General features: G+C 67.6%; 7 protein-coding genes. 3 read left to right on the top strand and 4 right to left on the bottom strand.

The features are described from left to right. Positions 1-54: 54 nt before the first annotated feature. Positions 55-2109, bottom strand: coding sequence for a M13 family metallopeptidase (locus ACR9ZJ_RS17740; RefSeq protein ID WP_481288508.1), 2055 nt, complete (start codon positions 2107-2109; stop codon positions 55-57). A gap of 224 nt (positions 2110-2333) precedes the next feature. On the opposite strand from ACR9ZJ_RS17740, the gene ACR9ZJ_RS17735 reads away from it, so the two are divergent. The 3 genes from ACR9ZJ_RS17735 (at position 2334) to ACR9ZJ_RS17725 (ending at position 6697) form a co-directional block, all read left to right on the top strand. Further along, entirely contained in the window at positions 2334-3110 is a 777-nt protein-coding gene (locus ACR9ZJ_RS17735; protein WP_481288507.1) for an iron-containing redox enzyme family protein, read from the top strand. A 60-nt stretch (positions 3111-3170) separates the two neighbouring features. Then, positions 3171-5909, top strand: a complete 2739-nt coding sequence (locus ACR9ZJ_RS17730) for a putative bifunctional diguanylate cyclase/phosphodiesterase (RefSeq protein ID WP_481288506.1) — start codon at positions 3171-3173, stop codon at positions 5907-5909. 113 nt (positions 5910-6022) lie between these two features. Further along, the gene (locus ACR9ZJ_RS17725) at positions 6023-6697 is read left to right on the top strand and encodes an HAD family hydrolase (protein ID WP_371022696.1); all 675 of its coding nucleotides are present in this window, start codon (positions 6023-6025) and stop codon (positions 6695-6697) included. 142 nt (positions 6698-6839) lie between these two features. On the opposite strand, the gene ACR9ZJ_RS17720 is transcribed toward ACR9ZJ_RS17725, so the two are convergent. The 3 genes from ACR9ZJ_RS17720 to rsmI all read right to left on the bottom strand — a co-directional run. Then, positions 6840-7208, bottom strand: a complete 369-nt coding sequence (locus tag ACR9ZJ_RS17720; protein WP_481288505.1) for a YraN family protein — start codon at positions 7206-7208, stop codon at positions 6840-6842. Positions 7209-7236: 28 nt separating this feature from the next. Further along, positions 7237-9036, bottom strand: coding sequence for a penicillin-binding protein activator (locus ACR9ZJ_RS17715; protein WP_481281502.1), 1800 nt, complete (start codon positions 9034-9036; stop codon positions 7237-7239). A gap of 176 nt (positions 9037-9212) precedes the next feature. Continuing rightward, the coding region (rsmI, locus tag ACR9ZJ_RS17710) for a 16S rRNA (cytidine(1402)-2'-O)-methyltransferase (protein ID WP_481288504.1) at positions 9213-10019 on the bottom strand (807 nt) is incomplete at its 5' end.

Raw genomic sequence — 10019 nt, 5'->3', positions numbered from 1 at the left:
GGGTCTTTCGCCCGGGGGGGTTGTGGGGGGGGTCCGCGGCCGCCGGCGACGGGGTCACCAGATCCGCACCCGCTGCTTCGGGTCCAGGTAAAGCTTCTGGCCGGGCTTCGGCTGGAAGGCGTCGTACCAGGGATCGAGGTTGCGTACTGTCTGCGCGCGGAATTCACCCGGCGCATGGCCGTCACCGATGACCTGCTGGCGCAACGCCGCATCGCGGGTCTTGGTGCGCCAGGACTGCGCGAAGGCGAGGAAGAAGCGTTGGTCGCCGGTCAGGCCGTCGATCACCGGCGCCGGCTTGCCGCCAAGGCTCTCCTTGTATGCGGCGTAGGCGATCGCCAGGCCGGACACGTCCGCGATGTTCTCGCCCAGGGTCTGCTGGCCGTTGATGTGCAGGCCCGGCAGCGGCTCGTACTGGTTGAACTGCTCCACCAGACGCTGGCCGGCCTCCTTGAAGTGCTTCTCGTCGGCGGCGGTCCACCAGTTGGCGAGCCGGCCCTGGGCGTCGAACTCCGCGCCCATGTTGTCGAAGCTGTGGCTGATCTCGTGCCCGATCGTCGCGCCGATGGCGCCGTAGTTGGAGGCCGCGTCGGCCTTCGGATCGAAGAATGGCGGTTCGAGGATGGCGGCAGGGAAGTTCAACGCGTTCTGCAGCGGCAGGTTCACCGCGTTGACGGTCTGCGGCGTCATCCACCATTCGTCGCGATCCACCGGCTTGCCTAGCTTGGCGACCTGGTGGTGGTACTCGGCGAGCTCGGCGCGCGCGTGGTTGCCGAGCGCGTCGTCGGGACGGATGTCCAGCTTCGAGTAGTCGCGCCAGGTGTCGGGATAGCCGACGCCTACCTTGATGGTGGCGATCTTCGCCTTGGCCTTCTGTTTCGTGGCGGCGGACATCCACTCGATCGTGTCCACGCGCGCGTCGAACGCCTTGAGGATGTTCTTCACCATGTCCTGCACTTCCGCGCGCGAGGACGCCGGGAAGTACTGCTTCACGTAGATCTGGCCCACCGCGTCGCCCAGGTCGTTATTCACGCGGCCGACACCGCGCTTCCAGCGGTCGCGCTGCTTCGGCGTCCCGGACAGGACCTTGCCGTAGAAGCCGAAGGAAAGTTCGTCGTAGGCCTTCGGCAGCAGGCCGCGCGAATTCTCGTTGATGGTGTGGAAGCGCAGCCAGGCCTTCCACGAGTCCAGCGGTTCGCTGGCGACGAGGGCGGCGAATTTCGTCACGGTGGCCGGCTGCCAGACGATGAAGGTGGGCTGGTCGTCCAGGCCGGCGGCCTTGAACCAGGCGTTCCAGTCGATGCCCGGCGCCTTGCTCGCGAAGCTCGTGCGCGGCCACGGATTGTTCGCCTTGTGGATGTCCTGGCTGTCGACGAGGGATAGCTGTGCCTGGGCGATCTTCGTTTCCAGGTCGACGATGGCCTTCGCCTTGCCGGCGGCGTCGGGAGTACCCGCCTGCGCGAGCAGGGCCTGGACGTAGGCGGCGTATTTCTCGCGCGTCTCGACCATGTCCTTGTCGTTCTTCAGGTAGTAGTCGCGATTGGGCATGCCCAGGCCGCCCTGCAACAGGTAGGGCACGTTCTTCGAGGGGTCTTCGAGGCCCTGGGCGACGAACAGGCCGAGCAGGTGCTCCGTGTCGAAGTTGGTCGCGTTGATCGGATCCACGTCGGCGCGGACCTGCGCGCCCAGGGCCGTGGAGAGCTGGGTCTTGTCCTTGATCGCATCGATCCGCGCCAGTGCCGGTTCGAGCGGTTTGAGCCCGGCCTTCTCGATGGCCGCGTCGTCCATGTAGGCCTTGTAGTAGTCGGCGATGAGGCGCTCGTTGCTGCCCGGGGCCGCCTTGTTCTCGCCGGCGGCCTTGATCAGGTCCGCGTTGCGCTTCTCGGCCTTCTGATACACATCCAGGAAGACGCCGGTACTGGACATATCCGCCGGGATGACCGCGGTCTTCTTCCAGGCGCCATTGGCGTAACCGTCGAAATCGTCGCCGGGCCGCACCGTCCGGTCGATGCCCTTGAGGTCGATGCCCGAAGGCTGTCCGGCGGCGAGCGCGCCGGTGGAAGCGAGGCCGCAGGCGATCGAGGCGGCGAGGATCCGGTGGATGGTGGCCATGGCGGGGTCCTTGCTGGTTGGGCGTCCACGATAGTCCCCGCCGTGGCGCTTGTGTCCATGACCGATGGACTAGGCGCAAGGCCACCTCCCAAGCCCACAAAGCGGCCGTGGGGATGTGCCCTAATGATCGTCCGGCCCCGCAACGAGGCCGGTATCGGGGCGGGCCGCGGGTCGCCCGGGCCCGCCCGACCTTTATTGGCAGCAGATCTTTAGGGAGATCTAGTATGAACGCACGTTTCGAACTGACCGGCTCGCAGACCGAGATCGCCAGCTATCCGCTCTGGGCGCAGGACATGGTGTCGTCCTGCGAGGACGCCCGGCGGGGGATCGTCAGCCATGAGATGTGGACGGCCATGTGCGCCGCCACCCTCGACCCGCAGACCACGCGCAACTTCATGGTGGGGGTCTGGCCGGTGATCGAGCGCTTCCCGGGCTACATGTCGCACAGCCTGTTGAAGACCCGTTATGGCCGCAGCCAGGGCGACGACCTCGCCCGGCGCTGGCTGGTCCGCAACATCCGGGTGGAGCAGAACCACGCCGAGTACTGGCTGAACTGGGCCGACAGCGCGGGGGTGTCGCGCGAGGACGTGCTGGGAGCCGAGCCGCCCAAGGGCTCCCAGGCCCTGGCCGACTGGTGCGAGGAGGTGTCCCGCAACGACTCGCTGGCCGCGGGCATCGCCGCGACGAACTACGCGGTGGAGGGGGCGACCGGGGACTGGTCGCAGCTTGTCTACGAAAGCAAGGCTTATGCCGAAAGCTTGCCGATTTCCGGCCGGAAAGCCGGGCTTCGCTGGCTTCAGCTTCACGCCGCCTATGACGATACCCATCCGTGGGAGGCGCTGGAAATCGTCTGCACGCTGCTGGGGAGCAACCCCCCGGTGGACCAGATCGAGCACATTAGAGAGTGTGTTCGCCGTAGTTACGTCTGCATGAGCATCACGCTGGACCGTTGCATGGACGCTGTCGGCTCGATCCGCAAGTGGAACGAGGCGGCGGCGTAACTCGCAAGTTGGGCATCATGTGGAGCACTATCACGTCCGGTTGAGGAACAAGGGGATCCGATGCGCCGCCTCGAGGCCAGTCACCAGCAGCTTCTGTCCAGGCGCCTCAGGCCGTTGGCCTATGCCTTGGTGGCGGTCGTCGGCCTCATCCTCACCCTGACGTGGGTCGCTCTCCAGACCCAGGTGACTCTCGCCGGTTTCCTCAACGGCGAGAGTCTCTGGTCCAAGGCGCAGAAGCAGTCGGTCATCGACCTGGACGCCTACGCCGCCCACGGCCGGCCGGCAGACCTCGCCGGGTTCCGGCGGAACTACGCGGTGCTCATGTCCGACCGCTGGGCGCGCGACGCGATCGCCAGCGGCGATTTCTCCCATGCGGAGGTGAACGACGCCTTCGCCCGGGGTGGGGTCATCCCCGAGGCCATCCCCGGGATGGTCTTCATCTTCCAGTATTTCGACGGCATGCCTTACGTGCGCGAGGCGGTGGCGGAATGGCGTTCCGTGGACGGCAGCCTCGCCGACCTCGAGGACACCGCCGACCGTCTCGAGAAGAGCTATGGCGCCGGCACGTTGCAGCCGGGTGACATCGCCGCGGAACGCGAGCGGATCGCCACGCTCAACAATTACATCGAACCCCGCGCCAAGGCCTTTTCCCTGTACATCGCCAACGGTGCGTCGTGGTTGGGCCGTGTACTGTTCTTCACGGTGCTCGGCGTGGCGGCGCTGGCCTCGTCGCTTTGGTTGCGCATGGCCGGTCGTATCCTCGCGGGGATTCGCGGTACCGAGGAGCGCTACAGCCTCCTCTTCGACAGTGCGGCGGATGCCATTTTCATGGTCGACGAGGAAACCGGACGCATCCTCGACGCCAACCGACGCGCAGCCTCATGGCTCGGCTGCTCACGCGAAGAACTGACCGGGACGGAACTGGCCGCCTTGTTCGTGGACGGTTCTCCACATACCGGCATGGGCAGCCTTCGCAATCCCGATGGAACCCTGCGGCCGGTGGAGACGCAGAGCAGCCTCGTGGTCTGGGGCGCCCGACAGGTCTCGCAGGCCATCGTGCGCGATATTTCGGACCGCGTGGCCATGGAGCAGGAGCGAAAGATCGCCTCCGAGGCGCTGGCCAGTATCGCGGAGGGCGTGATCATCGCGGACGCCGACCGCAGGGTGACCACCGCCAACGCGGCGCATGCGAAGCTCACCGGGTTCCCGGTGCAGGCGCTGCGCCGTACCCGTTTCGACATCACGCGGACGCTTCCGGATGGCCGTCCGTTGCCACAGTCGCTGTGGGATGACATCGCGGCGGGCGACAACTGGGTGGGCGAAGTGGAAAGCCGCCGTGCGGACGGCAGCACCTATCCGGAATTGATGAGCATCAGCACCATTCGCGACCGCGAGGGGCGCCCACAGCACTACGTGGCGGTGGTGTCGGACATCACCGCGCGCAAGGCCGACCGGCAGCGCCTGCAACACCTGGCCACGCACGATCCGCTCACCGGCCTGGTCACCCGCTCGGAATTCGAGCGGCGTTGCGCCGAAGCGATCACCCGTGCCGCGCACGAGCGCGGCGCGGTGGCGGTGTTGTTCGTCGACCTCGATGCTTTCAAGGTGGTGAACGACAGTTACAGCCACGCCACGGGAGACGCCCTGCTGATGCGCGTGGCCGAGCGCATCCGCGCCCAGCTTTCCCCGCACGACGTGGCGGGCCGCATCGGTGGCGATGAATTCACCGTGTTGCTCGCCGACCTGCGCTCGCGCGAGGAAGCGCTGGTGGTGGCGGAGACGATGCTCGCGGCGCTGGCGCGTCCCTTCGACCTGGGCGACTACGAACTCTATGTCAGCGCCAGCATCGGCATCGCGGGCTATCCGCTCGATGGCAACGACGCGGTCACCCTGATCGCCAACGCCGACGCGGCCATGTATGTGGCCAAGACCGAAGAGCGCAACGCGCTGCGTTTCTATACGCCGAAGATGCACGCGGACGCGCGGCGCCGTCTCAAGCTCGCCTCGGAACTGCGCCAGGCGCTGATCCGCAACGAGTTCTATCTCGTCTACCAGCCGAGCATCGAGATGAAGAGCGGGCGCATCGTGGCCGTCGAGGCGCTGATCCGCTGGCGTCACCCGGAACGCGGCAACGTAGCGCCCGACGAGTTCATCCCCATCGCGGAAAGCCTCGGCCTGATCCGCCAGATCGACCAGTGGGTGCTTGAAACGGCTTGTCGCCAGTTGCTGCAGTGGGACGAGGCGCGCCTGCCGCCGTTGCGCATGGCGGTCAACGTATCGGCGGGTTCGTTCGGCCACCCTGATTTCCTGCAAGGCGTTTGCCAGGCACTGCAGGAGATCGGCATTCCGCCGAAGCGCCTGCTCGTCGAACTGACCGAAAGCGCCATCCTGCGCCTGGGCGAGGATACCGAGCGTGCCATGCTCGCGCTGCACAATCTTGGCGTGGCCGTCGCCATCGACGATTTCGGCACCGGCTATTCGTCCCTGGCCTATCTGAAGCTGCCGGCGGTGGCTTATCTCAAGATCGACCGTTCCTTCGTCACCGGCTTGCCGATGAACGCGAACGACGTCGCGATCACCGAAGCGATGGTGGCGATCGCGCGCAGCCTCGACCTGCACACGATCGCCGAAGGCATCGAGACCGAAGGCCAGCACGAATTCCTGCTTCGCGCCGGCTGCCAGGAAGGGCAGGGCTTCCTGTATTCCCGTCCGCTGCCGCCGGACGAGATCGAGCGCCTGCTGGCGCCGAGGACCACGGGCAGCAAGCGCCTGTCGCTGGTTCCGCCCAAGCGCGCCTAGCGAGCGTGGGCCCGCCCTGCCGAAGGGCAGGCCGGGCCAAGAAGGGCCCGCCTCTTCGAATCAGAATGTCCAACCCCATATATGCGGTCACGTACCCGCGCCAAGGATCCATCGTGTCCACCCACGACCCCATCGTCTTCCTGTTCGACGTCGACAACACCCTGATCGACAACGATCGTTTCAGCGCGGACCTCCGCGCCCGGCTGGAGCGCGATTTCGGCGCCGAAGGCCGCACCCGCTACGAAGCCATCGACAAGGACATCCGCAGCCAGGTCGGTTACGCCGACTACCTCGGCGCGTTGCAGCGCCTGCGCGGACAGGCCAGCAGCCCCGAGTTCATGGGCATGTCGTTCTTCCTGCTCGATTACCCTTTCGACGAGCGCCGGTTCCCGGGCGTGCTGGAAGCCATCGCGCACCTTCGCACGATCGGCCGGCCGGTGATCATGTCCGACGGCGATACCGTGTTCCAGCCACGAAAGATTCGTCGTGCGGGGCTGTGGGACGCGTTCCAGGGGGACGTACTGATCTACGTGCACAAGGAAGACATGCTGGACGACATGCGCCGGCGCTATCCGGCGGACCACTACGTGATGGTGGACGACAAGCCGCGCATCCTCGTGGCGTTGAAGAAGCTGCTCGGCGACAAGGTCACCACGGTGTTCGTGAAGCAGGGCCACTATGCGGCCGCCGCGGGCAAGGAACTGGAAGAGACGCCGCCGGACATCACGATCGATACGGTCGCGGAGTTGGCGACGATGCGCCGCGAGGATTTCCTGGCGGCGGCCTGACCGGCCGCCATCGCCGGCAGAGCCGGCTCCCACCGTGCCCACATCGGCATTCAGGCCGCCCCGGCATTCAGGCCTGCCTCGGACACTGTGGGAGCCGCTTCAGCGGCGACGCCTTCGAGTGGGAGCCGACCCTGTCGGCGATTCACGCCTCGAAAGCGCCCCGCACCCACTCCACGCCATCGCCCTCGAAGGCCAGCACATCGAACCGGCAGGGACGGCGCGCGTCGCGCGGATGCCACGCGATCCAAAGGTGGGCCGCACTGACCAGCTTGCGCCGCTTGGCTGCCGTCACCGACCCCAGCGCGCCGCCGAAGGCGCCATTGCACCGGTAGCGCACCTCGACGAACACCACGGTCTCGCCGTCACGCATCACGAGATCGATCTCGCCGTGCCGGCAGAGGAAGTTGGCGCGGACGAGGCGCAATCCCCGTTCTTCGAGAAATGCCCGGGCCGCGCCTTCGAAACGGTCGCCGGTGGCGCGGCGCGGGGTGGTCTTCCTGGTTGCCGTCATGCGAACTCCCTGTTCGCGCCGGCGGGAGTCAGCCCCCGCCGCTTTCGACGTCGGGAGCCGTGGCCGGCGCTTCGAGTTCGAGGCTACCCGCGACGGGGCGTGCCACGCCGTCGGCGAAACGCGCCCAGATGAGTACGCGGCGCACGCGGCCGAATTCGTCCGCGACCAGCTGGCCGGTCGCGCCGGGCAGGTAGCTGCCCGGATGGCCGCGCATCCAGTCGATGTAGGGCACCAGGCCCCATGCGTCCATGCCGAAGGCGAACAAGCGTGCCGTCACGCCCTTGGTCGCCGGCAGCGCGTTGTTGAGGTCGGTGCGCCGCGGCAGGCCCGGCTGCGCGTCGAACAACCAGGGCGCGTCGCAGAATTCCACGCCTTCGAGGTCGCGATCCGCGGTCGCATCGTCGCCACCCGCGTAGACGTGCGACGTGGCGAAGACCGGCAGCGTGTTCTTCGCCAGGCGCAACTGGGGCAGCAGGAGACGTGCCTGTTGCGGCTTCATGCTGATGAAGACGCCGCTGGTAGCGGGGTCCTGTCCGACCGGTTCGGACAGCTGCGACGCGAAGTCGATGCTCCCCGAATCGAGCGTGACCTGGCTGGCCAGCGTGCCACCTCGCGCCTGCCATTCGGCCTTGAACGCGTTGCCCGCACGGCGGGCGAAATCGTCGGTGGATACGATCACCGTGGCGGTCCGCATGCCGCGATCGGCCATGTGGTCGGCGACCTGGGCGCCTTCGGTTTCCGGCAGCAAGCCGAACTCGTTGGCACCCGCGGGCGGCAGGTTCTTGTTGTCGTTGGGGTAGTTCAGCGTGAGCATCGGCGCGGGCAGGGCGCCCTTGGCGAAGATCGCGGAAACACCGTCGCGATTGAGCGGGCCGACGACGAAACGCGCGCCTTCGGCCACGGCCTTGTCGTAGGCGGCGACGGCATGCTGGGCATCGTTGCCGGAATCGTAGACGGCCACTTCCGGACGGGGCGCATCGTTGTGCGCCGCTTCTATGTAGTTGGTGAAGAAACCATCGCGGATAGCTGCGCCGGCGCCTGCCAGGGGGCCGGACAGCGGCAGCAGCAGGGCGACCTTGGTCGGCACCTTGTATCCCTCGCGCACGCCCTTGTCGCCGGTGACCGTGCCGACGGCCTGGTCGAGCACGGCCGGCGCACGGGTCACGCTGCCCAGCTGTGCCTGGGCTTCCGTTACCCAGGGTTTCATCGGATCGTTCGCCGGAAGGGCGCCACCGCGTTCGGCGAGCGCTTGCGCACCGAGGCCCGTGAGCTGGGTGAGGATTTCCTTGCGGTTCTGCTCGCGGTCGATGCCGCGCAACTGGCCGTCCAGTTCGATCCGGGTCTGCGCGGCGCTCCATGGATCGCCGGCGGCGGCCTGGGCGCGGGCGCGCAATTCGGCGAGGCGCTGGTCGATCTGCGGCGATACGCGCGACGACGGCTTTCCGGTGAGGGAGAGCGCGGTCTTCGCGTCGTTGTTTTTCAGCGCGACTTCGGCACGCAACGCGTCGAGGCGCAAGGCGTCCTCGCCTTCGAGGCGGGAACGGCGAGTGTCGGCGACGATGGGAGCCGCGCGGTCCAGGGCCCCCTCCTGCCGGTACGACTCCGCCGCGAGCAGCTTGTAGTAGTCGCGATGGTCGCTGTCCTGCGCGGCCAGGGCGAGGTACGCCTGCGCGGCCTGGTCGAACTGGCCCTTGATGTAGAGCGCCTGCGCCGCCTGGGTGGCCTCACCCGAAGGTGCGGCACCGTGCTGGACCCCGCCCTGGGTCACGCAGCCGGCGAGGCCGGCGGAAAGCAGGAGGACGAGGGTGGTGGCGCGGATCGATCGCATCGCAACGGATTCCTTGACTGCACGAAGACGCCCTCCGGCGCCGAAACGACCGGATCATAGCCCATCGCTTCGCGAGGCCGTTGTGAGGTAGCCCCTGCTTGTACCGATCCAGCCGCGACCTGCCCCGGTCGTCCCCGGTGGGAGCCGACCCTGTCGGCGATGGCCCGCCCCGACGATCAAGCCCCGTAAAGCGCCTTGCGCGGCGCGCCGGTGATCGCGGCCGCCAGCTTCGCCGCCTTCGCCGGAGGCAGTTCGTCCTTGAGGATCGCGAACACGCGCAAGCCCTCGGCCAGGCGCTCGTCCTCGCCGGCTTCCCGCCCGGCGACCATCACGACGAATTCCCCGCGCTGCTGGTTCGGATCGGCGGCCACGCGGTCGACCAGGGCGGCGAGCGGGCCGTCGAGCACGGTTTCGAACATCTTGGTGAGTTCGCGCGCGACGACCGCCTCGCGTTCGACCCCGAAGATATCGCGCATGTCCTGCAACGATTCGAGGATGCGGTGGGAGGACTCGTAGAAAATCACGGTGCGCGTTTCGCCGGCCAACTCGCCCAGCCGCGCGCGGCGGGCCCCTGCCTTGGCGGCGAGGAAGCCCTCGAAGACGAAGCGGTCGCTGGGCAGTCCGGCGACGGAAAGCGCCGCGACGACCGCGCTCGGCCCCGGAACCGGGCTGACCTTCAGCCCCGCCGCCCGCGCGGCGCGGACGAAGCGGAAGCCGGGGTCGCTGATCAACGGCGTGCCCGCATCCGAGACCAGGGCGATATCGTCGCCGCCGCGCATGCGTTCGACAAGGCTGTCGACCGCCGTGCGCTCGTTGTGGTCGTGCAGCGCGACCAGGGGGGTATCGATGCCCAGGTGCTGGAGCAATGGGCGCGTGTGCCGCGTGTCCTCGGCCGCGATGACCTTCACCCGGCGCAACGTCTCGATGGCGCGGGCGCCGATGTCGTCGCCACGCCGATCGGCCATCGCGACGACATGCAGCGT

The sequence above is a fragment of the Luteibacter sp. KNZ12-1A genome (assembly GCF_056755675.1).
The sequence above is the reverse complement of the archived record's forward strand: the minus strand, read 5'-3'. Positions and strand labels throughout refer to the sequence as shown.